24 protein-coding genes are annotated in these 23,662 nt (G+C 64.0%); 7 read left to right on the top strand and 17 right to left on the bottom strand.

Annotated features, from left to right (window positions below):
- Position 1 precedes the first annotated feature (1 nt).
- From LOY69_RS15750 to LOY69_RS15735, 4 genes are all read right to left on the bottom strand, one after another.
- Positions 2-1,189: an MFS transporter gene (locus tag LOY69_RS15750; protein ID WP_123390727.1), complete on the bottom strand. Its 1,188-nt coding sequence runs from the start codon at positions 1,187-1,189 to the stop codon at positions 2-4.
- A gap of 256 nt (positions 1,190-1,445) precedes the next feature.
- Entirely contained in the window at positions 1,446-3,032 is a 1,587-nt protein-coding gene (locus tag LOY69_RS15745; RefSeq protein ID WP_265073178.1) for an ABC-F family ATPase, read from the bottom strand.
- A 249-nt stretch (positions 3,033-3,281) separates the two neighbouring features.
- Positions 3,282-4,016, bottom strand: a complete 735-nt coding sequence (locus LOY69_RS15740; protein WP_265073177.1) for an alpha/beta fold hydrolase — start codon at positions 4,014-4,016, stop codon at positions 3,282-3,284.
- The gene (locus LOY69_RS15735; protein ID WP_265074928.1) at positions 4,013-4,414 is read right to left on the bottom strand and encodes a hypothetical protein; all 402 of its coding nucleotides are present in this window, start codon (positions 4,412-4,414) and stop codon (positions 4,013-4,015) included. The genes LOY69_RS15740 and LOY69_RS15735 overlap by 4 nt, the downstream gene beginning before the upstream one ends.
- On the opposite strand from LOY69_RS15735, the gene lpxO reads away from it, so the two are divergent.
- From lpxO to LOY69_RS15720, 3 genes are all read left to right on the top strand, one after another.
- Positions 4,377-5,276: a lipid A hydroxylase LpxO gene (gene lpxO, locus LOY69_RS15730; protein ID WP_102863520.1), complete on the top strand. Its 900-nt coding sequence runs from the start codon at positions 4,377-4,379 to the stop codon at positions 5,274-5,276. The genes LOY69_RS15735 and lpxO overlap by 38 nt on opposite strands.
- 162 nt (positions 5,277-5,438) lie before the next feature.
- Positions 5,439-5,813: a hypothetical protein gene (locus LOY69_RS15725; protein WP_102879264.1), complete on the top strand. Its 375-nt coding sequence runs from the start codon at positions 5,439-5,441 to the stop codon at positions 5,811-5,813.
- Between the two features lie 78 nt (positions 5,814-5,891).
- Positions 5,892-7,043 carry a PQQ-dependent sugar dehydrogenase gene (locus tag LOY69_RS15720; protein ID WP_102879265.1) on the top strand — a complete coding sequence of 384 codons (1,152 nt, stop codon included), beginning with the start codon at positions 5,892-5,894 and terminating at the stop codon, positions 7,041-7,043.
- A gap of 97 nt (positions 7,044-7,140) precedes the next feature.
- On the opposite strand, the gene rimI is transcribed toward LOY69_RS15720, so the two are convergent.
- A complete protein-coding gene (gene rimI / locus LOY69_RS15715; RefSeq protein WP_253085524.1) occupies positions 7,141-8,244 on the bottom strand; it encodes a ribosomal protein S18-alanine N-acetyltransferase in 1,104 nt (367 codons plus the stop codon).
- A gap of 93 nt (positions 8,245-8,337) precedes the next feature.
- Between rimI and LOY69_RS15710 the strand changes: the two genes are divergently transcribed.
- Both LOY69_RS15710 and LOY69_RS15705 read left to right on the top strand, forming a co-directional pair.
- Positions 8,338-9,924 (top strand): RimK family protein, encoded by a 1,587-nt coding sequence (locus tag LOY69_RS15710; protein ID WP_102879267.1) that lies wholly within the window; start codon positions 8,338-8,340, stop codon positions 9,922-9,924.
- Between the two features lie 7 nt (positions 9,925-9,931).
- Positions 9,932-10,873, top strand: coding sequence for a magnesium transporter CorA family protein (locus tag LOY69_RS15705; RefSeq protein WP_110597034.1), 942 nt, complete (start codon positions 9,932-9,934; stop codon positions 10,871-10,873).
- A 3-nt stretch (positions 10,874-10,876) separates the two neighbouring features.
- Here the strand turns inward: LOY69_RS15705 and map are convergent, their stop codons facing one another.
- A complete protein-coding gene (map, locus tag LOY69_RS15700) occupies positions 10,877-11,641 on the bottom strand; it encodes a type I methionyl aminopeptidase (protein ID WP_110597033.1) in 765 nt (254 codons plus the stop codon).
- Complete coding sequence (locus LOY69_RS15695; RefSeq protein WP_102863527.1) at positions 11,638-11,838, bottom strand: ParD-like family protein; 201 nt, start codon at positions 11,836-11,838, stop codon at positions 11,638-11,640. The genes map and LOY69_RS15695 overlap by 4 nt, the downstream gene beginning before the upstream one ends.
- A 301-nt stretch (positions 11,839-12,139) precedes the next feature.
- Between LOY69_RS15695 and ilvA the strand changes: the two genes are divergently transcribed.
- The gene (gene ilvA / locus LOY69_RS15690; protein WP_265073176.1) at positions 12,140-13,180 is read left to right on the top strand and encodes a threonine ammonia-lyase, biosynthetic; all 1,041 of its coding nucleotides are present in this window, start codon (positions 12,140-12,142) and stop codon (positions 13,178-13,180) included.
- 89 nt (positions 13,181-13,269) lie between these two features.
- Here ilvA and LOY69_RS15685 read toward each other — a convergent pair whose 3' ends face one another.
- Entirely contained in the window at positions 13,270-13,575 is a 306-nt protein-coding gene (locus LOY69_RS15685) for an NIPSNAP family protein (protein WP_102863529.1), read from the bottom strand.
- A gap of 339 nt (positions 13,576-13,914) precedes the next feature.
- Between LOY69_RS15685 and LOY69_RS15680 the strand changes: the two genes are divergently transcribed.
- Entirely contained in the window at positions 13,915-14,181 is a 267-nt protein-coding gene (locus LOY69_RS15680; RefSeq protein WP_102863530.1) for a DUF1652 domain-containing protein, read from the top strand.
- Between the two features lie 57 nt (positions 14,182-14,238).
- Here the strand turns inward: LOY69_RS15680 and LOY69_RS15675 are convergent, their stop codons facing one another.
- From LOY69_RS15675 to LOY69_RS15635, 9 genes are all read right to left on the bottom strand, one after another.
- Positions 14,239-14,502 (bottom strand): DUF2790 domain-containing protein, encoded by a 264-nt coding sequence (locus LOY69_RS15675; protein ID WP_102879271.1) that lies wholly within the window; start codon positions 14,500-14,502, stop codon positions 14,239-14,241.
- Positions 14,503-14,717: 215 nt separating this feature from the next.
- Positions 14,718-15,497 carry a ChbG/HpnK family deacetylase gene (locus LOY69_RS15670; protein WP_265073175.1) on the bottom strand — a complete coding sequence of 260 codons (780 nt, stop codon included), beginning with the start codon at positions 15,495-15,497 and terminating at the stop codon, positions 14,718-14,720.
- Complete coding sequence (locus LOY69_RS15665; protein ID WP_102879273.1) at positions 15,494-16,618, bottom strand: GNAT family N-acetyltransferase; 1,125 nt, start codon at positions 16,616-16,618, stop codon at positions 15,494-15,496. The genes LOY69_RS15670 and LOY69_RS15665 overlap by 4 nt, the downstream gene beginning before the upstream one ends.
- Complete coding sequence (locus LOY69_RS15660; RefSeq protein ID WP_102863534.1) at positions 16,615-17,319, bottom strand: GNAT family N-acetyltransferase; 705 nt, start codon at positions 17,317-17,319, stop codon at positions 16,615-16,617. Before LOY69_RS15660 ends, LOY69_RS15665 begins: the two co-directional genes overlap by 4 nt.
- Complete coding sequence (locus tag LOY69_RS15655; RefSeq protein ID WP_265073174.1) at positions 17,316-19,241, bottom strand: hypothetical protein; 1,926 nt, start codon at positions 19,239-19,241, stop codon at positions 17,316-17,318. Before LOY69_RS15655 ends, LOY69_RS15660 begins: the two co-directional genes overlap by 4 nt.
- Positions 19,241-20,548 (bottom strand): lipopolysaccharide biosynthesis protein, encoded by a 1,308-nt coding sequence (locus LOY69_RS15650; protein ID WP_110653188.1) that lies wholly within the window; start codon positions 20,546-20,548, stop codon positions 19,241-19,243. The genes LOY69_RS15655 and LOY69_RS15650 overlap by 1 nt, the downstream gene beginning before the upstream one ends.
- The gene (locus LOY69_RS15645; RefSeq protein ID WP_265073173.1) at positions 20,545-21,543 is read right to left on the bottom strand and encodes a polysaccharide deacetylase family protein; all 999 of its coding nucleotides are present in this window, start codon (positions 21,541-21,543) and stop codon (positions 20,545-20,547) included. Before LOY69_RS15645 ends, LOY69_RS15650 begins: the two co-directional genes overlap by 4 nt.
- Before the next feature lies 1 nt (position 21,544).
- Entirely contained in the window at positions 21,545-22,681 is a 1,137-nt protein-coding gene (locus LOY69_RS15640; RefSeq protein WP_102879277.1) for a glycosyltransferase, read from the bottom strand.
- Positions 22,674-23,639, bottom strand: a complete 966-nt coding sequence (locus LOY69_RS15635) for a glycosyltransferase (RefSeq protein ID WP_170002834.1) — start codon at positions 23,637-23,639, stop codon at positions 22,674-22,676. The genes LOY69_RS15640 and LOY69_RS15635 overlap by 8 nt, the downstream gene beginning before the upstream one ends.
- Positions 23,640-23,662 lie beyond the last annotated feature (23 nt).

Genomic DNA, 23,662 nt, shown 5'->3' with positions numbered 1-23,662 from the left:
CTCAGGCACCGGCCCGGCGCTTGAGCAGCAGCGTCAGTCCCAGGCCGGTGATCGAGAGCAGGGCGGCGCAGAAGAAAATCCACGAATACCCCAGGTTCAGGGCCACCGCGCCCATCAAGGGGCCAGCGATGGCCAGGGCCAGATCGAAAAACACCGCATAGGCACTCAAACCGGCACCGCGGCTGCTGTTGGGCACTTGCTTGATGGCTTCCACCCCCAGCGCCGGGTACACCAGCGACAAGCCGAAGCCGGTGAGCCCGGCGCCGATCAGCGCCCAGGCCGTGGACGGCGCCAGCCAGAGCAGGGTCAGCCCAAGGGTTTCGACGCACATGCAGGCAATGGCCGAGCGAAAGCCGCCAAAGCGGCTGATGCTGGAGATGAACAGCAACCGCGAGCAGATGAAGCACACCCCGAACACCGTCAGGCAATAGGCGGCGCCGGTCCAGCCGCGGCTCAGGTAGAACAAGGTAATGAAGGTGGTCAGGGTGCCATAGCCGATGGAGGCCAGGCTGAGGCTGGCGCCGAAGGGGGCAATGCGCCCGAAGACCGCCCAGAACGGCAGGCGCTCGCCGCGAATCACCGGCACCGAGGGTTTGTTGCGAATCAGCAGCAGGGCCAGCACCGCCAGAACCGACAGGGCGATGCCCAGGCTGGTGAAACCGTATTGCTCAACCATCACCACCCCCAGCGGCGCGCCGATGGCAATGGCGCCGTAAGAGGCAATGCCGTTCCAGGAAATCGAGCGTGCCGTGTGTTCCGCGCCCACCTGGCCCATGCACCAGCTGATGGTGCCGACCCCGATCAAGCCCTGGGCCACGCCCAGCAGCAGGCGTCCCCCCAACAGCACGGCAAGGCTCAGAAGTGGCCAGTGTTCCAGCCACACTGAAATCAGGGTCAAAAGCCCGCTGAGGAGAATCCCCAGCAAGCCGTAGATGATCGAGCGCTTGGTGCCCACGGTGTCGGACATGCGCCCGGCCATGGGCCGGCTGAGCAGGGTGGCCAGGTATTGCGCGCCGATGGTCAGCCCGGCAATCACCGCGCTGAAGCCCAGCTGTTCGTGGACGTAGCCCGGCAGCACGGCGATTGGCAGGCCGATGCAGAGGAAGGCGATAAAGGTATAGAAGACGATGGAGACGATCTGCAGGGTGATCGCCATGGAGCTTTGAGCGGAGGTCTGTGGCTCGGGCATGAAGGCTCGTTCGCGGGCGGCGGTTAGAGATCCGCATCATCGCGTGCCGCGATCATAAAAGGAAGCAGGCTAACTATCTTGCCCCTCCGCCCCGTAGGAGCTGGCTTGCCAGCGAAGGCGTTCTCAGGGGCAATGCCGACTCAAGGGCCTTTTCGCCGGCAAGCCGGCTCCTACGAGAGGGGGGCGCATACGAAAAAGCCCCGTCACAACGGACGGGGCTTCTCTTGACGCTTGTGGCTTGAAACAGGCTGCTGCTTTAGAACATCACGCCCTGGCTACGCAGATAGTCGTCGTAGGTGCCGCTGAAGTCGGTCACGCCGCTTGGGCTCAACTCGATGATGCGAGTGGCCAGGGACGAGACGAACTCACGGTCGTGGCTGACGAAGATCAGGGTGCCCGGGTAGTTTTCCAGGGCCAGGTTCAAGGCCTCGATGGATTCCATGTCCAAGTGGTTGGTCGGTTCGTCCATCACCAGCACGTTGGGCTTTTGCAGGATCAGCTTGCCGAACAGCATGCGGCCTTGCTCACCACCGGAAATCACCTTCACCGACTTGAGGATCTCGTCGTTGGAGAACAGCATGCGGCCCAGGGTGCCACGGATCATCTGCTCGCCCTGGGTCCACTGGCCCATCCAGTCGAACAGGCTGACGTCGTCTTCGAAGTCATGGGCGTGGTCCTGGGCGTAGTAGCCGATTTCCGCGCTTTCAGTCCACTTGACGGTACCGGCGTCCGGGGTCAGCTCGCCCACCAGGGTGCGCAGCAGGGTGGTCTTGCCGATACCGTTGGGGCCGATGATCGCCACGCGCTCGCCGGCTTCGATGGTGAAGCTGAAGTTCTGGAACAGGGTCTTGCCATCGAAACCCTTGGACATGCGCTCCAGGGTCACCGCCTGGCGGTGCAGCTTCTTGGTCTGTTCGAAGCGGATGAACGGGCTGACCCGGCTCGATGGCTTGACTTCGGCCAGCTGGATCTTGTCGATCTGCTTGGCCCGGGAAGTGGCCTGCTTGGCTTTCGAGGCGTTGGCCGAGAAGCGGCTGACGAAGGTCTGCAGTTCGGCGATCTGGGCTTTCTTCTTGGCGTTGTCCGACAGCAGCTGCTCGCGGGACTGGGTCGCAGCGATCATGTACTCGTCGTAGTTGCCCGGGAACAGGCGCAGCTCGCCGTAGTCCAGGTCGGCCATGTGGGTGCAGACGCTGTTGAGGAAGTGCCGGTCGTGGGAAATGATGATCATGGTGCTGTTACGCGCCGTGAGAATGTTTTCCAGCCAGCGGATGGTGTTGATGTCCAGGTGGTTGGTCGGTTCGTCCAGCAGCAGCACTTCCGGATCGGAGAACAGCGCCTGGGCCAGCAGCACCCGCAGCTTCCAGCCCGGAGCGACTTCGGTCATCGGGCCGAAATGCTGTTCCAGGGGAATGCCCAGGCCCAGCAGCAGCTCACCGGCGCGGGATTCGGCGGTGTAGCCGTCCATCTCGGCGAATTCGGTTTCCAGCTCGGCCACGGCCATGCCGTCTTCTTCGGTCATTTCCGGCAGCGAGTAGATGCGGTCGCGCTCGGCCTTGACCTTCCACAGCTCTTCGTGACCCATGATCACGGTGTCGATCACGGTGAATTCTTCGTAGGCGAACTGGTCCTGGCGCAGTTTACCCAGGCGCACGTTCGGCTCCAGCATGACCTGGCCGCCGGACGGCTCGAGGTCGCCACCGAGGATTTTCATGAAGGTCGACTTGCCGCAACCGTTGGCGCCGATCAGGCCGTAACGGTTGCCACCGTTGAACTTGACCGAAACGTTCTCGAACAGTGGCTTGGCGCCGAACTGCATGGTGATGTTAGCTGTGGAGATCAATTACTTACCTACCAATGATTTAGCGCCAGCCTTGAATCCACGAAGCGCGATCTGGAGCCTTCCAGGTCGGGCCGGTCTGGGTGTGGAACTGAGCCAGCGGGCGTACGTCGAGCGCAACATTCCGGCGACGGGGCCGGGTTGCTGAGCAAAGAGTGCGGGGTGCATGTTGGAATTTGTGCGCATTGTCGCATATGTAACCGAGCAGTTGTATGACGCTCGGGTAGGGATTTTCGCCGCAATGGCCGATGTTCAACTGCCGTTAAGTGCAACCCGGGCCTGAGCCAACTCGTGCATGAACCGCTGCAAGTGCACGGCGGCCTCAGTGGGTGCGGCCTGAAGCAGGCAGTGGGGGCCGTCTATGGCCACCAGTCGGGCGTCCTTGCGCAGTTGCCGGATCAGGATGGATGCCGAGGCCGGCACCAGCCGGTCGTGGCGGGCCTGGAGGTAAAGCAGCGGTACATCCGTGGCCACCAGGGCCTGGCTAGCATCCACCGCAATCACTGACTGCAACCGGGCCCGCAGTACTTGGGGCGTCACCTGGGCGATGGCTGCCGCCAGGGCACTGCGCAGGGAGGCAGTGGAAAAGCCGCCGAGCAACAAGGCATCCATCGGCCAGAATGGCAGGTGTCGCAAGGGCAGCAGCTTGAGCAACGGTGACAGCGGCGCCAGTGCCGAACGTGGATTGCGCACAAAACTGCTGCACAGCACCAGCCCCAGCAAGGCGCTGGGTCGTCGGGCGGCGATGCTGACGGCCACCGGCCCGGAAAACGACTCGCCCAGCAACACGAAAGGACGGTCCAGCGGCAGTTGTTGCCATACCCGCTCTACCAGGGCGGGGTAGTCCAGCACCTGATCGGTGGGATAGCGCAGCACCTGCACCGCTACGTTCGGGGGCAGGGCGTGGAGCAGGGGGTCGAACAGCCTGCCGGTGCCATCCATTCCAGGCAGCAGGACCAGGATCGGGAGCGGTGTGGGGTCTATCAATTCAGCGATCCTTGCCGGGTACAAAGAAAAAAAGCGCCCGGCAGGATACCTCGGGAGTCCGGCCAACACAGCTCGTTTGTGCCGGCCAGAGCGCTGGAGGGCATTTTATTGAGCTGAAGCAAAACCTGGCGCAATACAGGCAAATTTCGACAGAAGTCGCGCAGCTTTTCACAAATTTGAGTTAACCATTGGTTACAAACTGTGGCTAAAATGCGATCCGACGGCCGGACGCCGAGGGTCGGATCGACGACGAAGATGTTCGCCGATTGCGCTTTTTTCAACTCAGACGCTGCCATTTGCCTTTGGCCCTTCGGGCTTTCAGGGGCGCAGCATGCTCTCTTCTGAAGTGTGACAATTTCCGTGAAACTCATCATTGCCGCTGTATACGTTTTATCCATTGCGTACGTACACCTGCGGGGGCGCGTGCGCCACAAGCTGGGTCGCCAACTGAGTGATCACTCCACCTTCCTGGCCCCCATCAACTGCTTCCTTTATCTGTTCTCCAAGTTTCCCAACCGGCCCTACCTGGACCCGGCCGACTTTCCCGAGATGAACAAGCTGCAGGAACACTGGGAAGAGATTCGTGCCGAGGGCCAGAACCTGTTGCAGGCCGGTGAGATCAAGCGCTCGGATCAGTACAACGATGTGGGTTTCAACTCGTTCTTCAAGACCGGCTGGAAACGCTTCTATCTGAAGTGGTACGGCGACAGCCACCCTTCGGCGATGAAGCTGTGCCCGCGCACCACCGAGCTGGTGCAGAGCATCGGCTCGATCAAGGCAGCGATGTTTGCCGAGCTGCCACCGGGCTCCAAGCTGGTGCGTCACCGCGATCCGTATGCCGGTTCCTATCGCTACCATCTGGGGCTGTCCACGCCGAACAACGAAGGCTGCTACATCGAGGTCGATGGCGAGCGCTATCACTGGCGCGACGGCGAAGCGGTAATGTTCGACGAGACCTACATCCACTACGCGGAAAACACCACCGATCAGAACCGCATCATTCTGTTCTGCGACGTGGAGCGGCCGATGAAGTATCGCTGGGCTGCGGCGTTCAACGGCTGGTTCAGCCGCACGGTGATGTCCGCTGCCGGTTCGCCCAACGATGCCGGGGACAAGACCGGTGGCCTGAACCGTGCCTTCAACAAGCTGTACAAGATCCGCCTGCGGGGCAAGGAACTGAAGAAGCGCAACCGCACCCGTTACTACCTGGAAAAGTGGGCGATCTTCGCCGCACTGCTGTTGCTGTTCATCTATATCTGATGGGCCATCCGCCTTCTGCACAGCGGTAACGCGGCGCCGCCAATGGCGGGCCGCGGATACCGGGTGTTACATGTTCTGCAGGATTATTTAATTAACAAAGCCGAACCCTGGGCGTAGCGTGGAATCGTATTCGATACCTTGTCGCTCTTCAGGAGGCTTGTCATGAACAGTCTGGCTCGCAGGTTTGCCGCATTCATCGCGCTGAGTTGGGCCAGTGGCGCCGTCTGGGCCGCCGCTCCTGAACCGCTCCCGTCCCCGCACTTGCCCAGCACTCTGCTGCTGGCGCAGAACCTGCCCAACAGCGGCAACAACGATCCCTACAGCAACCCCATTCGCCGGGCCAATCCCAACAGCATGCAGGGCACCCAGCCCATCAGCCCGCCTGTGCGCGGCCCTAGCACCGCCCCCAGCGTCCGGCGGCCCACCCTGGAGAACGGTGGTATCGGCAACGGTTATCCCCGGGGCGGCGTGCAGCGCCCCAACCCCGATCCCCGAGTGCAAAGCCCCCGAGCCAACGATCCGAACAACCGGCGCTAAGATGCCGGTGTACTGCGTTGTCGGCGCCGCCTGCCTGGGGGCGCGAAGGAATTTCTTGATCCACAGAAGGAAGCGAGCATGTTGCGTAAAACCCTTTTCGCCACCTTGTGCGCCAGCGTCCTGCTGGGCAGCGCGTTGCCGGTCTCGGCGGCGGGCGAACAGTCGTTTCCCAGCGAGCAGGGCACTCTGAGCCTGACGCCGCTGGTGCAAGGTTTGAACCACCCCTGGGCCCTGGCCTTCCTGCCGGATCGCCAAGGCATGCTGGTCACCGAGCGTCCCGGCAGCCTGCGGCTGGTGAGCCCGGACGGCAAGCTTTCGGCCCCCTTGAACGGGGTGCCCAAGGTCTGGGCCAATGGCCAGGGCGGCTTGCTGGACGTGGTGCTGTCGCCGGACTTCAAGCAGGACCGCCTGGTGTATCTGTCCTACGCCGAAGGCGGTGGCGAGAACGGCACAGCCGGCACTGCGGTCGGCCGGGGCCGATTGGCCGACGACCTGAGCGGGCTCAAGGACTTCAAGGTGATCTTCCGCCAGGAGCCGAAGCTGTCCACCGGCAACCACTTCGGTTCTCGCCTGGTGTTCGACCGCGACGGCTACTTGTTCATCACCCTGGGCGAGAACAACAACCGGGCCACCGCCCAGGACCTGGACAAACTCCAGGGCAAGATCGTGCGCCTGTACGCCGATGGCCGGGTGCCGGACGACAACCCCTTTGTCGGCCAGCCCGGGGTGCGTCCGGAGATCTGGAGCTACGGCCACCGCAATCCACAGGGCGCGACGCTCAACCCCTGGAGCGGCACCTTGTGGGAGAACGAGCACGGACCCAAGGGCGGTGACGAGATCAACCTCATCGAACGGGCCAAGAACTACGGCTGGCCTCTGGCGACTCACGGGGTCAACTACTCCGGCCAACCGATTCCCGAGGCCGGCGGCCAGACAGCGCCAGGCACCGTGGGGCCTCATCATGTCTGGGAGAAGTCACCCGGCATCAGCGGCATGGCGTTCTATGACGGTGATCGCTTCAAACCCTGGCAGCACAACCTGTTTATCGGCGCCCTGGCCAGCCGTGAACTGATCCGCCTGCAATTTGATGGCGACCGTGTCACCCATGAAGAGCGCCTGCTGGGCGACCTCAATGCGCGTATCCGTGACGTGCGCCAGGGCCCGGACGGTTATCTCTACATCCTCACCGACGAGGATCAGGGCGGCCTGTACAAGGTTGGCCTGGAATAATCCGCGCCATCCCCATCCCCGAGCCAGCTCGCTGCTGTAGCGGGCTCGCCAACCAAGGGGCGGCGAGGGCAGGGCCGCTGCGCCGGCAAGCCGGCTCCTACGCTTGGGCGCGCGTGGAGAGGATGACGGCGGCCCGCAGTTTGCTGCTGCCGAAGCTGCACATTTTGTCGAACTCGCTGTGGCTGACCGGCAGGTGCTGGCAGTCCATCGGTTGGCGATGCTGGCTATGGTCGACATCCGGGTCATGCAGGTAGACGAAGTCCTCGTCGCAATCGGTGACTATCACCCAATGGGGCGCCTTGGAGCGGGTCAGGCGATAGCTGCTGATCAGCACCAGGGGCTGGCCGCCCGCACTCAGTAACCTCGGCAGGTCCAGAGGGCCACCCAGTACCTGTTGCACATCGCTGGCATCCAGCTCCTTGCAGAACTCGTCGTGGACCAGGCGCATGACGTCCTTTTTATGCTCGTCGCGCACGCCGCTGAGGAACAATGGCCCGGCGCTGTTGACCTGCAGGCGCACGGCAAAGCCGCGGCGCCAGGCGGACAGCGCCAGGCCCTGGGGGCTGCAGCCGCCATGGCCGGCGGTCATGAATACGGTGGTGGCTTCACGCCAGATCTGCAGTTCCTCTCGGCGCTCCAGGGGCCGCGATGGCTGCAGGGCGGCCATGGCCATCAGCAAGCAGGCCGGACCGCAGGTGAAGTCGGTGGTCTGCTGGTAGTAGGGCACGCGGATGCTGCGGGTCTCACGGTGCTGGAGAATGCGTTTCTCCAGGCGCAAAGCGTCGGCGTGGTCTTCGTAGTAGTCGTGGATGCGGGCAAAACGCCGGTAGCCATGGCGTTCGTACAGGGCAATCGCGGCCGGGTTGTCGGTGCGCACTTCCAGGCGCAGATAGGCGCAGTCGTGTTCCAGGGCACAGGCCTCGATCCGTTGCAGCAGGCGCCGGCCCAGGCCAAGGCCCCGGGCGTCTTCGGCAATGGCGATGGAATACAGCCGCGCCAGCGAGGTGCCGCGATGAAACAGCACCACGGCATAGCCCAGCAATCGCGCTTGATGCTCGGCCACCAGCAGTTGCCCGTGGGCGCGGCTGATCATCCATTGGAAGCTGCGTGGAGTCAGCCGGTCGCTGGTGAAACATTGCTGTTCCAGGGCCACCAGCGCCGGCAGATCGTCGGGGGTTGCAGTGCGAAAGACAAGATCCATATAACCGCCGTAAAAGTTGCGTAACGAAACGAGACTTCGAAAAAAGTTCGTGCTTAATAGAAAGGGTCAGGTTCTTAAGCGAGAGCGAACTTTATGTCAGCGGTACAAGGTCATTGGCGAGAAGTATCCGAGCAAAGTTTGCCGGCGACAATCACTTCGGCAAGTTATTTTTCCCCTGGGGATAAAGCTTCAAGTCAGGTGATTATCATTGTCGAACGCAAGGAAGACTGGGCTTCCTACTTTCCCAGTGAAGATATTCTCACGGCCCAGGAGTACCTCGAGCAGAGCCGCGAACGTGCTCCGGGAAAACGGGTTCAGGTGATCAACCTGTGCCGCAGCTACAAGTACCTGGGACACGGCTACTACTGCTCGCTGCTGGCTGAAGCCCGCGGCCACCGGGTGATTCCATCGGTACGGACCATCAGTGAACTGACCCGCAAGGCCCTCTATGGATTGGCCCTGGACGACCTGGACAAGGCCCTGGAAAAAGCCCTGAGCAATCACCTCTACAGTGATACCGAAGGTTTTACCCTGACGCTGTATTTTGGCCGGACCCATATCGAGCCCTTGCAGGAACTGGCTCGTCAGTTGTTCGAGCTGTTTCCGTGTCCGATCTTGTTAGTTGATTTCAAACGAACTAACACATGGCGTATCGAAGGCGTGAAGTCCGGGGCCTTGCATAAGTTGCGAGAGGATCAGGAAGATCAGTTCGCCAACTCTCTGGACAGTTTCAGTCGCAAGGTCTGGCGTATTCCACGCTCAAGGCAGTTGGCCCGTTATGACCTGGCGATACTTCACGATCCCCAAGAAGTCCTGCCGCCTTCCAATGCCCGGGCGCTGGAAAGCTTCATCCGGGTTGGCAAGGGGCTGGGCATCGATGTGGAGTTGATCGAGAAGAAGGATTACTCCCGTCTTGCCGAATACGATGCGTTGCTGATTCGCGAAACCACCAGCGTCGACAACCACACCTATCGTTTTGCCAAGAAGGCCGAGAGTGAAGGGCTGGTGGTGATGGATGACCCCACCTCGATCCTGCGCTGCACCAACAAGGTCTACCTCACTGACCTGCTCAAGGGCCATCAGTTGGGGATGCCCGCCACCGAGATCCTCTACAAGGAGCGACCGGAAGACTTCGAACGGGTCGGCGAACGCCTGGGCTTTCCCCTGGTGCTGAAGATTCCCGATGGCTGTTTCTCGCGAGGCGTGATCAAGGTCGAGAGCCAACAGGCCTTGCTGGCGGCCACCGCCGAACTGTTCGAGCACTCGGTGCTGCTGCTGGCCCAGGAGTTCTTCTACACCGAGTACGACTGGCGCATTGGCGTGCTCAACCGCAAGCCGATCTTTGCCTGCCAGTACTTCATGTCCAAGGGCCACTGGCAGATCTACAACCACAAGGCCAAGGGCCAGGACATCAACGGCGAGTGCCGCACCCTGGCGGTACACGAGGCGCCGCGGGCCGTGGTGGAGCTGGCTGTGAAGACGGCCAACCTGATCGGCGACGGTCTGTACGGGGTCGATCTCAAGCAGTCCGGCGACAAGGTGGTGGTGATCGAGGTCAACGACAACCCCAATCTCGACGCCGGTATCGAGGACGCCTACCTGCAGGACGACCTGTATTCCCTGGTACTGGAAGAGTTCGTGCGCCGCCTGGAGCTCAAGCGTCGCGGCCAGGCCTGGTGAGGCGGCGATGATCCACAGCTATCGACTGGCCCATGGCGGCCTGCAAGCCGTCCCGGAACTGGATGCCCAGGTCATGCTGTTCAGCAACCCGGACCTGGCAGAGCGTGATTTGCTGCACAGTGCCTTCAAGCTCGATGAGCACGCCCTGGCCTCGGCGCTGGACCCGGACGAGGTGTCGCGCATCGAGTTTCATCCCGATTACCTGTTCCTGATCTGGAAGCGCCCGGAAAACTATTCCGGCGGCGGTAGCCTGTCCTTCGAGGTGTCGTCCTGCGGCCTGCTGTTTTCTGCGGACCGGTTGCTGGTGATCGCTCCCGACGATACGCCGCTCCAGGGGCTGGGGGCGCGGCACAACCTGCACAGCCCGCTGGATGTGCTGCTGGACCTGCTGTTCAACAACATCCATCACTACCTGGGCCACCTCAAGGTGATCAAGCTGGTGGCCCGGGAGCTGCAGCACAAGTTCAACAGCTCGATGGAAAACCGCCACCTGATGCAGATGTTCAATCTCAGCGAGAGCCTGATCTATTACCTCAATGCCTTGCACAGCAACGGCGCGCTGCTGACCCGCCTGCGCAACCACGCCGAGAAGGAGCAGTTCGGCAGCCAGGCCATCGGCCTGATCGACGACCTGATCATCGAGAACAACCAGTGTTACAAGCAGGCGGAGATCTACTCCACGGTGTTCGCCGGGCTGATGGATGCCCGGGGCAATCTGATGAACAACAGCACCAACCAGTTGCTGCGCAAACTGACCCTGATCAACGTGGTGTTCCTGCCGCTCAACCTGATTGCCAGCATCGGCGGCATGTCCGAATTCAGCATGATGACCGCAGGCACGCCGTGGTGGATCGCGTACTCGCTGTTGCTGCTGGCCATGTTGCTGGCCGCTGGGGCCATGTCCCTGGGGCTGCGCCGGCTCACCGGCCATGGCGACAAGGTCATGTGAGCCTTAAGACGCTTGCAGGGTCAGCACTTCGAAACCGTCGCGGGTCACCGCCACCGTGTGTTCCCACTGGGCGGAAAGGCCATGGTCGCGGGTGACCACGGTCCAGCCGTCCTTGAGCCCGCGGACCCGGGCACTGCCCTGGTTGAGCATGGGTTCGATGGTGAAGACCATGCCTTCGCGCAGTTCCAGGCCGGTGCCAGGGCGGCCGAAGTGCAGGATCTGCGGTTCTTCGTGCATCTGCCGGCCAATGCCGTGGCCGCAGTATTCGCGGACCACGCTGTAACCCCTGGCTTCGGCGTGAGACTGGATGGCATGACCGATGTCGCCGAGGCGAGCGCCCGGGCGCACCACCTTGATCGCCGCCCACATGGCCTCGAAGGTGGTGTCGACCAGGCGTTGAGCCTTGGGGCCGACCTGGCCGATCAGGTACATCTTGCTGGCGTCGGCGATGTAGCCGTGCTTCTCCAGGGTGATGTCGATGTTGACGATATCCCCGTCCTTGAGCACCGCCTTGGGGTGCGGCATGCCGTGGCACACCACTTCGTTGATCGAGGTGTTGATGCAGTAGGGGTAGTTGTACTGACCCTTGCTCGCCGGGCGTGCCTTGAGCTCATGGCGGATGAAATGTTCCACCGCGCTGTCCAGCTCCAGGGTGGACAGGCCGGCGGCGACAAAACCGTCGAGAAAGTCGAACACCTGGGCTAGCAGGCGCCCGGATTCGCGCATCAGTGCCAGTTGTTCCGGGGTCTTGATCAGGGCCTGGGTCATGGGCGCCCCCTGAGCAGGTCGGGTTTGTTCAGCAGCAGTTTGTTGATCAGGTCGTTATAGGCCAGGTGTGGGTTGAGCTCGGCCAAGAGACCGATCTTGATCCAGAATTCGGCCTGGGCGTTGATCGAGCGGTCCATGGCGGCACTGGCGACGCGGATCTGCTGGTGCAGTTCATCGGAGATTTTGACGATACCCATGTGGATAGGGGGCTCTCTTGAGGGAATATATGAATCGTATATGTTTCGTATAGTCAGCCGCAAGCGGGGAGCAGGTGGGGGAGCGGTGTTGCTGTGCGTGAGCCTCGCAGAAATGCGTTGACCGCCAGGGGCTGGCGCGGTTAGTTTCCGGTCCATGACTTTTTCTGCCAATCGTTCCCAGCCAAGCATTATTACCGCCATTCCTGATTGGCGGGCTTGCTGACGACTGCACCCAACCCGCCCTGGAGGCGGGTTTTTTCTCTCTGTCTCCCGGGCTCCGAACACAGCCAGGAGATCCATCATGCATTGCCCCAGCCGTCTTGCCAGCACGCCCCAGCCCAGCGCCGACATGGCCCTGCTGGAACGCTATGTGAAGATGATCCTCGCCGCGCCGGTCTACGACCTGGCGATCTGCACGCCGCTGCAGGCGGCGCCCGCCTTGTCGCAGCGGCTGGGCAACCAGATCCTGCTCAAGCGCGAAGACCTGCAGCCGACCTTTTCCTTCAAGATCCGCGGCGCCTATAACCGTCTGGCCCAGCTCACCGCCGAGCAAAGGCAGCGCGGGGTGGTCACCGCGTCCGCCGGCAATCATGCCCAGGGGGTGGCCCTGGCCGCGCGGGAGCTGGGGATCAAGGCCAGCATCGTCATGCCCGACAGCACTCCTGAGCTCAAGGTATTGGGCGTAAGCAGTCGTGGCGCCGAGGCGATCCTGCATGGCGAAAGCTTTCCCTTTGCCCTGGCCCACGCCCTGAGCCTGGCCCAGCGCACTGGGGGCACCTTTATTTCACCTTTCGATGACCCCCATGTGATTGCCGGCCAAGGCACCGTGGCCATGGAGATCCTGCGCCAGCAACAGGGGGCGCTGGACGCGATCTTCGTCCCGGTGGGCGGTGGTGGGTTGATCGCCGGGATCGCTGCCTACGTCAAATACCTGCGGCCGGAGATCCGTATCGTGGGTGTCGAATCCGAGCATTCCAATTGCCTGCAACAGGCGCTCGCCGCGGGGGAACGGGTGGTATTGCCCCGGGTCGGGACCTTTGCCGACGGCGTTGCAGTGGCGCAGATCGGCGAGCATGGCTTCCAGATCTGCCGCCATCACGTGGATCAGGTGATCAGCGTCAGCAACGACCAGTTGTGCGCCGCGATCAAGGACATCTACGACGACACCCGCTCCATCACCGAGCCGTCGGGCGCCCTGGCGGTGGCCGGGATCAAGGAATACGTAGCCCGCAGCGGCAGCAGCGGCCAGACCCTGGTGGCCATCGACTCCGGCGCCAACATCAATTTCGACAGCCTGCGCCACGTCGTCGAACGCGCCGCCTTGAGCAGCCTGCCGATGTAGACGCGAGCTTGCCAACGAAGATGCCGGCTAGGGCGGCACCCGCCTTTCAGGCCTCTTCGCCGGCAAGCGGAACACTGCCCGGCAGGTTCTTAGGAGAGCAGCGGGCGCAGGAAGCTGCGCTCGTAACTGAGGATGAATTTTTTCTTCATCACCGACGCCACCAGGGCCACGCTGTCCGGATCGCTCAGAGCGCTCTGGCGGTAGGCTTCGTAATCGGCCAGGGACGGGAAGCTGAACAGGCAATAGGCAATGTTGCTGGCCCCTTCCGAGGGCAGGAAATAGCCATGATGGGTGCCGCCCAAACGCCTGACCACAGCGATCCAGGCTTTGGAATAGGCTTCGAACTCGGCCAGTTGGTAGGGATCGATCACGTATTTGACATGGCAGGTAATCAAGGAGGGAACTCCGGGCGAGGGCAAGGATCAGCCTTGTATCAGGTGTGACTCTTCGAGCGGGCCACGCTGTTGAGCAAGGCTGGCACAACGACCCGGGCATTCTGCGGGGCGGCAAACCAACAGCGCAACCGCCTGCCATTCCCGGCGTTAAAGTCAAAACCCCTGGTACTGAGAGCGAAATCGAATTTAGCAAGGTCGCCAAAGCCGCTTACTCTGTAGTCTGGCTCCGTCTGTCAGGACAAAACGGACCTGAGCCAGAATCGCTAGCGAACATGGACGTCGCGGCCAGCAGGCATTCGCCCAATCATTGGTCGTGTTGAATAAAAGGAGAGCGTCAGCATGTTTTTATCTGCCCTGGAACTGCGCAACATCATTGAGAGCAGCTTTCTGCCCAAACGCTGCCAATGCACCCTGAGCCCGGACCTGTCGATGACGGTCAAGGTCTATGGTGACCATGAAACCGACCGGGTCGAGCTGGTGGTCAGCGGTATCGACGCTGCGCAGCTCAATGGCTGCCGGGAAATCAACGAACTGATCGCCGAACTGCGCTACGACCTGGCCAATGCCCCGGGCGGGCTGTCTGGACTCAAGCGCAGGGCCCATTGAGCGCGGTCCCCTGACAACGCTCACCAGCGCGGGCCGCTCTGGCTAGGGCACGGCGCATCAGTTTTCGTACATGCAGGCATGGGCGTGCTTCTGGTAGGAGATTTCCGCCAGTTCTCCAGCCTTGTTGATGTAGCGCATATTGGCGGTCACGACTTCACAGCGGCTGGTCGGCGGCTCGGTCATGGAGATGACCTTGGCGACGTCCAGGCGCATGCCGTACTCATAGGGCACCACCTCGACATTGACATCCGAGGCCTGGGCCAGGCCGCTGAATCCGCACAGGGCCAGGGCGGCCAGGGCAAAGCGCTTGTGTGTGTTCATACTGGTTCTCCATTACAGGCAATGACGGTTCAGTCTGGGGACTGAACCCGCTGCACGAAGCCCTGAAAGCGTTGCGGGCCAGTGCGCTCCGGAACAGAGTGCTGATTTAGGATTAATCTATCATTAAGAGATCATTGATAGATTTTGAAATATTTAGTTCCCGTCCCATATACGATCCAGCGACCGAATGCTCCCGGGTCACGCCCGGTCCGCTTTCACAGTTCGCTGTAGGCAATCCGCTGATGACTGGGCAAGGCGCGGTTCAACAGTTGCTCCAGGGATTGTTCCGGGGGCAGGTAATCGTCGCCAAAATCGCCGTCGGCCAACTGCGTCGGGTGGGCCACCACTTCGACCACCCCCTCGGGGATGAAGCCGTCCAGCAGATCCTTCGGCGTACACACCGTGTTCACCCAGCGTCCCGCGAGCCAGCCAATGCGCCGGTTCAACGCACTTTTGAACAGGCGCTTGAGGGGGCCGATATTGCCGCCGACATTGCGCGCCAGGCGCACCGGCACCCCTTGGCGGGCGGCGAAGCGGGCAACGATGGCCGCCACCGGCCATAGATTGTGCACGTGCTGGTGGGAGTCGATATGACTGGGCCGCAGCCCCTGGTCGACACAGCGCTGCCATTGCGCCGCCAGTTCCTGCCACACGGCCTCGGCGGCTGCCGGCGGCAGGCGCAGGACGGAGCGCGGCAGGTTCAGGTCGAACTGCCCCTGGGCATTGCAGAACAGTGCCTGGCTGCGGATGCCCTGGCTCAGGGGCGCGCCGTAGGTGAGGTTGAAATGCAGGCCTATGCGTCCTAGCAAGGCGTGCTCGTGGCTCAAGCGACAGGCATCCTCGAAGGCCGGCATGTTGGCCATCAGGGTGGCGGAGCTGATCACCCCGCGTTGGAAGGCACGCAGGGTCAGTTGGTTGTAGTCCAGGTCGAGGCCGAAGTCGTCGGCGTTGACGATGACCCGCTGCGCTCGGGTGACGGCCGGGGTGTGTTTCATGGGCGAGCCCCTTGTGCGGTGGTGGTCTGGCGGCGCTCGCGCCAGGCCTTGAGATGAGGTTTGAGCTGTTGCCAGAGGCGCTCGGCAACACCGGCCAGCAGGCCCCGGGGACGCCAGGAGTAGAAGCTCCAGCGCTGGTGCTCCACCAGGCCGCTCATGCGTTCATGCAACTGATGGCTGGAGCGGCTGAGGCTGACCCTGGAGGCGTCCACCCACTGCCAGCCTTCCTCCAGGCCCCAGCGAATCCATTCGTCCAGCAGCAGGCGGCCACTGCCCAGGTTGGCGTAGTCGGCGAGGAAGGCGATGTTGTAGTCATACAGGCGACCGCGCTCCAGCAGGCCCAGGCGATAGCTGATGCAGCGGCCCTGGTGTTCCAGCATCACCACCCGCACGCAACCCTCGGCCGCCAGGCCATGCAACGCCGTGTGCATCCACTGTTGGCGTTGTGCTCCAGAGAAGATCCCCAGGCCGTCGGCGCCTTTCCAGCTGGCTTGTTCCACCTCGCGGAGCATGTCCAGTACCGCATCGATACCGTCGGCCTGGGGCGTCACGCGGATCACCCGGGCGTCAATCTCCGCACAGCGCTTTTTGGCCCGGCGCAGCTCGTAACGCAGGGTGCCGCTGGCTTCTTCCTGGTCGCTGGGGACGATCAGGTGTTCTGGCGCGCGGCAGCTCAGGGACTGTTCGCTGTACCCGCTTGCCCGGCGCCAGGGCGCCAGCAGGGGGGCGGCATCCACCAGTTCATGGAATTGCAGCAGGTCATGGGGCAGTTGCCGGCGGATTTCCCGCAGGGCCGCGGGCATGGCGTCTTGTGCTTGAGCGGCCACCAGCAGCGCTAGGCGGTCGCTCAAGGGATGGCCCAGGTGGCGGACCACCTGCAGGGTCAGCCCGGCCCTGGATTCGCGGCCGCGGATCAGCGGCAGGCACAGCAGCAGGCGCTGGTCCTGCCAGCCCAGCAGAATCTGCAGCTGCTGATCCTGCAGTGCCTGTTCGGCGCCTCGCAACCAGCTCAAACGATTGAACGGCGTGGCCTGCTCGACGGTTTGTCGCAGCTGTTCATAGGCCTTTACGGGGAAATCCTGGGCACTCAGGCTGGTGCACCATTGCCAACGCAGGTTCACGTCCGCTCCTTGTCTATTTCAGTGGCTGGGGCCGGTGACTCGGCCAGGCGACCCCGGCGCAAGTGATGCAGGCGCGTCTGGTGATAAGGGCGACGCCGGTGGAAATGCAGGCAGCGCAGCAGGCAGTAGACGTGCAGGGATTCGCCGACTTCCTGGAAACCCAGGCGCATGTGCATCTTCAGCGCCGGCTCGTTGCGCACATTGACCAGGGCCCGGGTGGCTTTGAAGCCCCGCTCGCGGTACTCGTCCCAGAGCATCTTCTGCGCCAGGATCACCACCCCCGAGCCGCGAAACGGCGGCGCGCATTCACCGGCGAACTGATACAGGCAGCCCGGCGGCATGCGCATCCAGCAGCGGTACAGCTGATCGTCGTAGTAATCGCGCTCGCTGACCCAGACCATCATCATCACGTTGCCGTCGGGGTCCAGGTGCGCGCTGCCCCGGTTGCCCTTGTCCAGCAGGCCGCGAATGGCCGGCAGCTGGGCCTTGAAGTACTTGTCGAAGGCCGGCAGCAACTCCCGGGTAATGGGCACCTGGGGCCAGCGGCTGGGGTTGATGGGGCAGGGCACCGGCAAGGCCAGGGAGCGCTCCAGGGTCAGCAGCTCCCAGTGGTAATAGAAGAAGCGTTCAGAAAAGACCCGCAGGCTGCCCCGCAGGCCCTTGCGGCGGATTTTGGCCAGCAGGCCGGTCAAGCGACTCATAGGGTTTTCCAGGTCAAGGCAAACAGGGTTTCACCGGGCACTTGGAAGCTGGCCCGGCCATCGCTGCAGTGCAGCTCGGTGTGACGGCTGCGGCCATCGGCGCCCAGCAGTTCGAGGGTGGGGTTCGCTTGGCAGATGCTGGCGTCGCCCAGTTCGACGTTTTGCGTGCGCGGCGTCTTGGCCACCCCCAACAGGCTGTGGCGCTGACCGTCGCGCAGGGCCAGGGCATCCACCTCAAAGGAGGGGTTGTCCAGGGCCTGGACCTGGCCCAGCCAATGCTGCCGGATGAACTGCTGGGCCACGGCCACCGGCTTCAGGCTGAAGCGCTGGGCATCCTGCTGGGACAGCATGCCCTTGGGGTATTCGGGTTCGTCGGCGGCCTGAAACCAGTTGAGCATGTCCAGCAGACCGTCCTGGGAGGCGTTGATCACCACCGAGGTCCACCACAGCGCGGCGTAGTGGGTGTCCTGCTGATAGGGGCTCAGGTCCGGGCCACTGGAGATGTTGGTCTGGCTCAGCAACAGCGCCTTGCGTGGCCGGCCCTGCTCATCGAGGCCCACCAGATCGGCGGCGGCGCGCACGCTGGTGCGATAGCGACGGGTGGCCAGCAGGTCGCGGACCATCCATTCGTGCCAGGCCAGGGCATCGATGTCGGCACCGTGTTTGGCCAGCAACTGCCGGGCCCAGTCGATGCCCCGGCGTTGCCCGGCGCCAATGCGAAAGGGACCGTCCAGCAGTCGTGAACTCACCGGCATGGCAATGCGCACTCCGGCGGCGCGGGCGTCGGAGTTGGCCTTGGTGTGTTCCAGCATTTGCGCAAAATAGGCGGCAAACGCTGCGTAGCTGGGGAAGTTGAGGTTGGGTTCGTCGGCAAAGGCCAGGTAATGCAGGCCCTGGTTGCCCAGCCGCACGCTGTCCGCCAGCCAGGCGTCGAGCCCGGCCAGGGTGGCGCTGTCGGCGTCCAGCACGGCCCGGCGGCCGGTGCCGGCCAGCAAGGTGATGTCGCGCTCGATCTTGAAGTCTTCGCGGTACAGCCGGCGAAAGGTGATTTCCCGCTGGGGTTCTTGCTGGATCACATCGACGAAGCTGTAGAAGTTGGCAGCCTGCGGGCCCAGGGCGCGCAGCAGTTCGAAGGTCGACGACGGTGGTTCGGCATAGGGCAGGGCGATCCCCAGGTGCGGGCTGGGACCGCGCACCTGGGGTTTGAGGCGCAGCTCGACCCGCGCCGGGGTCCATTGCAGCGGGTGCAGCTGACGCAGGTCCTGGGCGAACAGGTTGGCAGTGCCGTCGAGCCAGAACGCCACCTTGCCGGAGCCGCCCAGGGACAGGCGCCAGACTTCGTCCTGCTGGGCCACCGGCAAGGCGCTCTGGTCGAACTGCCCATAGTGCGGGTGCTCCACCAACGGCAGGCGTACCTGCTGGCCGTCGCTCAGGCGCGTGGCCTGAAGCACGCTGACCCCGCCGTAGTATTTGCCCGCCAGCTGCGCCTGCTCTCCGGCGGCCACGCGAAAGTACAGCTCGACGCCGCTGGGCACATCGGCACTGAAATGCACCTTGGCCGGCTCGAACTGGGCCAGGGTCGAACGGTCGTGGCCGACCTTGAAGTTGCGAAAGCTGTAGCCCGGCACTTGCAGGCGATAGTCGCCGCGGGCGGCGGGCAGCTGGATCTCCCGCTGGCCGTAAGGTTGGTCGGCGCGGATGTCCAGCTGTTGCAGCAACTGGCCGTCCGGTTGCAGCAGGTACAGCTGTTCCTGGTTGGCGTCGCTTTGCCAGGCCGGGCTCCAGCGCAGTTGCAGGGTGTCGGCGCTGTCGGCTTGCAGATACAGGCTGCCGTCGCGGATATCCCCCCATTGCATGGGCTCCGCGTGCAGGGATGAGGCCGCCGCGATCAGCATCAGGGCGAGCAGGGAACAGGGTTTCATCAGGCCGTTTCCTTAGGGCGCAGTAGATGGCGCACGTAGACAATGTCTCCAGGTAGCAGGATCAGGGTGCGGTACCAGGCCACGCCGCTGAGGTGGCAGTACAGGCCGAGCATCACCAGGCTCACCGCCAGGTAGGCCATCGACGAGGCCAGGCCGGCGCCGACGATGCCCAGTGGCGCAATCAATACCGCGTTGAGGATCAGGTTCAGCAGGGCGCCCCCGGCCAGCAGCAGCGACAGGCTGCCGGGGCGCTGTTTGCCCAGCAGGTCCAGGCGCAGGATGCTGGCGTAGCACAGGCCGAACAGCCCTGGCAGCAGGGCCAGCAGCGCGTCGTAGGCTGGGGCGTAGGCGGCGCCGAACAGGGTGACGATCAGCCACTGGCCGATCAGCGCCATGCCCAGGCAGGCGCCAAGCATTACCGTGGCCGTCAGGCGCAGGGCCAGGGCCGTCAGTTCTTCGATACCGGAACCTTGTTGCAGCAGGCGTTTCATCAGCGGCGTGGTCACCGCCTCGGGAATGATCAGCAGCAGTTCGGCGGCCGCGCTGGCCATGGCGTACCAGCCCAGGGCGACGGGGTCCAGCAGGGCGCCGATGAACAGGTAGTCCGAGCGCAGCATCAACTGTTGCGACAACACCCCCGGGTGGCTCTGGGCGCTGTAGCGCAGCAGCTTGCCCTGCTCACCGGCCTGCCAGCGCAAGCGCAGGTCATGCCAGCGGCGCAGCCAGCACCAGCCGACCACCACCACCAGCACGGTGCCGCCCAGCCAGCTGACCAGGGCCGCCGACAGCGGCTGGTCGCGCCAGATCCACCACAGCCCGACGAACAGCAGCAGTGGCACCAGGGATTCCAGCAGACGCAGGGCATTGAAGGCTTCGACCCGACCGTCCGCGTTGTGCAGGGTCAACAGACCGCTCTTGAGCACGGTGATCGGCACCGCCAGCAACAACAGCCAGGCCAGGTCGCCCAGTTGCAGGCTCAGTTCCCAGTGGCTGCCCCAGGTGTTCATCAGGGCCAGCCCGGCCAGCGTCAGCAGGCTGGCCAGCAGGCAGCCGTAGACCAGCACCTGAGTCAGCAACAGTCCCATGGGGCGTTGGCGGGCGGCTTCATAGCCGACGGCGGTATTGAGGCCGCCGCTGGTCAGGGCCGCGATCAGGTCCGGCAGGGTGCTGAGCAGGGCGAACAGGCCGCGATCCGCCGGGCCCAGCAGGCGCGCCAGCAACACGTTGCGCAGCAGCCGCAGGCCGATCATCGCCAGTCGGGTGCCCATGCTCAGGGCCAGGTGCCAGAGGTAGCTGCCGCGCTTCATGCCCGGGCTCCCTGGAGCAGGCGCCAGGCCAGCAGCCCGGGGCGTCCGGCGCTGGCGTGGCTGACATCGATGCGGGGCAGGGCCAGCAGCGGATTGCCATCGGCCTCGATCAGCCCCGGGCGGGTGCCCAGGGCATAGCGATAACCCAGTTCGGCCACCGCTGCGCGCACCTCGGGATTGTGATCGCCATTGGGGTAGCAATAGACCTCCAGCGGCGCCTGACAGTGCTCCTGCAAGGCGTGGTGGGAGCGCTGCAGATCGGCCCGCATCGCGGCGCCGTCAAGCCGGGTGAGAATGCCGTGGCTGGCACCATGGGGACCAAAGCGCACCAGTGCCGAGCGTTCCAGGCGCTGGACCTGGGCCCAGTCCAGGCTGTGGGGCGCGCTGTCGTCGGGGCAACTGTCGGCCAGGGCTTGCAGGGTCTGGGGCGGCAGGCCTTTGAGCTGTTGCAGGTAGCCCCCGAGGATGCCGCTGCGAGCGCGGCTGGCGCCGGGTTGCAATAGCTCCGGTGGTGGTGCCAGCGCCAGGGCCCGCAACTGTGTCAACAGCGGTTGAGCGGCGGCGCTGTCGGCCTGTTGCCACAGGGTTTCACCAATGGACTCCCACCAGAAACCCTGGCGCTTGCCGATGAAGTCCGTGGACAGGAAGATGCTCGCCGGCATCTCGTAGCGCTCCAGCAGGGGATAGGCGACCTCGGCATTGTCCCGCCAGCCATCGTCGAAGGTCAGGGCCACCCGGGGCCGGTCGCCCGCAGGCAACTCCAGCAGGTGCTGCAAGGGCACACAGTCGAAGTGCCGACGCAGCCAGCGCAGCAAGTGTTCGAAATGCCCCTGGCCGACGCACAGCGGCGCCCGATGGGGCAGGCTGGCGTCCGTGGAATCGGCCACTACCCGGTGCAGCATCAGCACCGCGCCGGCGTCGCTCAGGCGGATACGGCCGAAGCTGTGCAGATAGGCGCTGCCCAGCAGGCGCTTGAAGGATTGTTTGATGGCCATGTCAGCGATTCTGTTGTGGGTTCCACAGGGCGTAGCGCCGCCCGCGGAGAAACTGCCAGAGGCCCATGCTCATGCCGGCCAGGGTCACCAGCACGAAGCCGGCGAGACGAAATACCTTGGGCAGGCGCCCGCGACTGTCCAGCAGCCCCATCACGCCGGCCGCGTAACCCAGCAGTTGGGCCGCCAGGCCCAGGCTGTAGAAAGCGCCGGCGTTCCACAGCCACAGATTGCTCAACAGCAATGGCAGCAACAGCACCGGGGCCAGGCGGCGGATCAGCTTGTGGCTGATCAGGGCAATGGCGTAGGCCCCGTGGCGCAAGGGGTTCATCAGCTCGCGGCGCTGAGCCAGGCTCTGCAGGCCGCCGACCGTGACCCGCAGGCGCCGGCGATATTGCTTGCCGGCTTCGTCCACGCCCTGGTCCAGGACCTGGGCCTCCTCCACATAGACGATGCGCTTGCCGGCCACCGGGGCGCAGGTGCTGATGAAGAAGTCATCGTTGACCTCGGCGGGAATGTGCTGGAACAGCTCGCGGCGCAGGGCCAGCAGCGCGCCGTCGGCGGACACCATGCAGCCGGTGCGGTTCTCGGCCTGGCGCAACCAGGCTTCGTAGTGCCGGTACAGGCTGTCGCCCAGGCTCAGGTTGTGCCCCGGGTCGGGGATGATCATGTGCCCGCCGCAGGCGCCGACCTGTGGGTCGGCCAGGGGCGCCAGGAGCTTGCCCAGGGTGTCGCCGGACCATTGGTTGTCGGCGTCGGTGAACACCAGGATGTCGTTGCGCGCCAGTTCCACTGCGGCGTTCAGGGCCCCGGCCTTGCCCACCCGGGGCAGGTCCAGGACCAGCACCCGCGAGTCGCGCACCGCCAGGGCGGTGGCCACGGTATCGTCGCTGGAACCGTCGCTGGCGAGGATGATCTGCAGGTCCGTGGCCGGGTAGTCCTGCTGCAGCAAGGTGCGCAGCTTGTGCTCGATGTGCGGGCCTTCGTTGTGGGCGGCGATGATCACGCTGACCGACAGCGGCTCACCCGTCTGCAGTGGGCGCGGCCGCACGAACAGGCTGAGCAGGGCCAGCAGCAGGGGATAACCGATCCAGGCATAGAAGGGCAGTAACAGGCACAGCCAGAAAATAGTTTTAGCCACGGTCAGGTCTCACGACAGAACGGTTGAACAGACCCTGCACCAGGGCCACGGCGCCCAGGTGCAAGCGCACCCAATGCAGCAGCCAGAGTTGCAGGACAAACAGCAGATCGCGCTGGCGCAGCCCCTGGCGCAGGGCCAGGACCAGGGGCGCCAGGGAACCCAGCAGCAGGCATAGCGCGGCGCCGCCCGGCTGGCCCAGCAGCAGGCCGAACAGCGCCAGCAGGCTCAGCAAGGCGCAGGCCAGGCACAGCAGGGGAAAGCGCAACAGACGCAGGTTGAGGCCGCCCCCCTTGAGCAGCTGCAGGTGGCTGCCCTGGCGCCAGCGCTCCTTGCCGGCCCATTCGCCCCAGCTGCCTTCAAAGCCCCAATGCAGCACCTGGGGCTCAGACAGGCTCAACTGGCGGGCTCCGGCAGCGTGCAGCCGCAGACCGAAGTCCTTGTCTTCGCCGGTGCGCAAGTGTTCGTCGAAGCCGCCGACCCGCTCGAACCAGACCCGTTTCAGGCACAGGTTGGGGGTTGGCATCCAATGCAGCAGGCGCGCCGGCTGACTGCCCGCCAGGCTGCGGCGCTGCCAGGCCCGGGCGAACCAGGGCGCGCAGTCCGGGGCGGCGCAGTCCAGGGCAAAGACCTCGGCGCGGTTGTCCGCCAGGGCCTGCTGCCAGAGTTGCAGCCAGTTGCCGGGCACCTCGATGTCGGCGTCGAGAAACGCCAGGCAATCGCCAGTGGCCACGGCGGCGCCGCGATTGCGCAAGGCGCCGATGCCCAGGCCCGGGCACAGCAGCACTCGCGCCCCCAGCTCACGGGCCCGTTGCGGCCCCTGGTCGGTGGAGCCGTTGTCCACCACGATCAACTCGTAGTCGATGGCTGCGACCCGGGCGGCGAGGATCACGCTGTCCAGGGTCCGGGTGATGTGACGTGCCTCGTTGTACATGGGCACGATCACGCTGATCCTTTGCATCTTTGCCTCCCTTGGCCAGGTTT

The organism is Pseudomonas sp. B21-059 (assembly GCF_026016285.1).
Taxonomy (GTDB): domain Bacteria; phylum Pseudomonadota; class Gammaproteobacteria; order Pseudomonadales; family Pseudomonadaceae; genus Aquipseudomonas; species Aquipseudomonas danubii.
This window is presented reverse-complemented; position numbering and strand designations above follow the sequence as displayed.

What these genes read in the sequence shown, in the direction of transcription:
- LOY69_RS15750 (WP_123390727.1), bottom strand. Translation starts at nt 1,189, where the DNA reads ATGCCCGAGCCACAGACCTCCGCTCAAAGCTCCATGGCGATCACCCTG.
- LOY69_RS15735 (WP_265074928.1), bottom strand. Translation starts at nt 4,414, where the DNA reads ATGGATAAAACGTATACAGCGGCAATGATGAGTTTCACGGAAATTGTC.
- LOY69_RS15725 (WP_102879264.1), top strand. Translation starts at nt 5,439, where the DNA reads ATGAACAGTCTGGCTCGCAGGTTTGCCGCATTCATCGCGCTGAGTTGG.
- LOY69_RS15720 (WP_102879265.1), top strand. Translation starts at nt 5,892, where the DNA reads ATGTTGCGTAAAACCCTTTTCGCCACCTTGTGCGCCAGCGTCCTGCTG.
- rimI (WP_253085524.1), bottom strand. Translation starts at nt 8,244, where the DNA reads ATGGATCTTGTCTTTCGCACTGCAACCCCCGACGATCTGCCGGCGCTG.
- LOY69_RS15710 (WP_102879267.1), top strand. Translation starts at nt 8,338, where the DNA reads ATGTCAGCGGTACAAGGTCATTGGCGAGAAGTATCCGAGCAAAGTTTG.
- LOY69_RS15705 (WP_110597034.1), top strand. Translation starts at nt 9,932, where the DNA reads ATGATCCACAGCTATCGACTGGCCCATGGCGGCCTGCAAGCCGTCCCG.
- map (WP_110597033.1), bottom strand. Translation starts at nt 11,641, where the DNA reads ATGACCCAGGCCCTGATCAAGACCCCGGAACAACTGGCACTGATGCGC.
- LOY69_RS15695 (WP_102863527.1), bottom strand. Translation starts at nt 11,838, where the DNA reads ATGGGTATCGTCAAAATCTCCGATGAACTGCACCAGCAGATCCGCGTC.
- ilvA (WP_265073176.1), top strand. Translation starts at nt 12,140, where the DNA reads ATGCATTGCCCCAGCCGTCTTGCCAGCACGCCCCAGCCCAGCGCCGAC.
- LOY69_RS15680 (WP_102863530.1), top strand. Translation starts at nt 13,915, where the DNA reads ATGTTTTTATCTGCCCTGGAACTGCGCAACATCATTGAGAGCAGCTTT.
- LOY69_RS15675 (WP_102879271.1), bottom strand. Translation starts at nt 14,502, where the DNA reads ATGAACACACACAAGCGCTTTGCCCTGGCCGCCCTGGCCCTGTGCGGA.
- LOY69_RS15670 (WP_265073175.1), bottom strand. Translation starts at nt 15,497, where the DNA reads ATGAAACACACCCCGGCCGTCACCCGAGCGCAGCGGGTCATCGTCAAC.
- LOY69_RS15660 (WP_102863534.1), bottom strand. Translation starts at nt 17,319, where the DNA reads ATGAGTCGCTTGACCGGCCTGCTGGCCAAAATCCGCCGCAAGGGCCTG.
- LOY69_RS15655 (WP_265073174.1), bottom strand. Translation starts at nt 19,241, where the DNA reads ATGAAACCCTGTTCCCTGCTCGCCCTGATGCTGATCGCGGCGGCCTCA.
- LOY69_RS15650 (WP_110653188.1), bottom strand. Translation starts at nt 20,548, where the DNA reads ATGAAGCGCGGCAGCTACCTCTGGCACCTGGCCCTGAGCATGGGCACC.
- LOY69_RS15645 (WP_265073173.1), bottom strand. Translation starts at nt 21,543, where the DNA reads ATGGCCATCAAACAATCCTTCAAGCGCCTGCTGGGCAGCGCCTATCTG.
- LOY69_RS15635 (WP_170002834.1), bottom strand. Translation starts at nt 23,639, where the DNA reads ATGCAAAGGATCAGCGTGATCGTGCCCATGTACAACGAGGCACGTCAC.